The organism is Paraburkholderia sp. RL18-085-BIA-A (genome assembly GCF_046027075.1).
Classification (GTDB): domain Bacteria; phylum Pseudomonadota; class Gammaproteobacteria; order Burkholderiales; family Burkholderiaceae; genus Paraburkholderia.
Window position 1 is genome coordinate 1 of the sequence record NZ_JARESU010000585.1, and the last position, 525, is coordinate 525.

The following is a 525-nucleotide window of genomic DNA, read 5'->3' on the forward strand; positions in this document are numbered from 1 at the left end:
ATTCCGCACGCGGGACCCGGTTGCCTACGTGATCATGTTCGAAAAGGACGATGGAGAACGCCGCTACCACGGCAGCGAGTTGCTGGATGGACAGGTGGCGCTGCGCTGCTACCCGTCGCCTTTCGATGCGCTGCTTGATATCTCACGTAATCCCGCAGGCGTCGTTGGGCGAGAACAATCCATCGTCATCCATCCTGTCGATGCGCTGCGGCCGGAAGCGGGTGAGACCCCAGGCTACCGGCCGGTGATCGCCTGCGTTCATGTCGCGTGGCGGGCGTGTTCGGGCAAGCTGCTGATTCGCCCGGACGGCATGCCGGATGCTGTGCTGTCCACCTCGTCCGAACTGGAGTCCGGGGACACTGTACGGGAACTGCCAGGCAGGCTGCTGCGTCTGGTTGATGAAATCCATGAGCAGGCAGGGCTGTTTGCTTGGAAAGAAACAGTGAATACCTTCTCGGACTGGAGTGAACGCGACCTGCGGGCGCTGGCGCATCAGGCGTGGCGGGACGCGCCGACGATGGAAGC

The 525-nt window shown here is 62.7% G+C and carries 1 protein-coding gene; it reads left to right on the forward strand.

Going from position 1 to position 525, the window contains the following annotated elements:
• The coding region (locus tag P0D89_RS53955; protein ID WP_408379825.1) for a hypothetical protein at positions 1-525 on the forward strand (525 nt) is incomplete at both ends.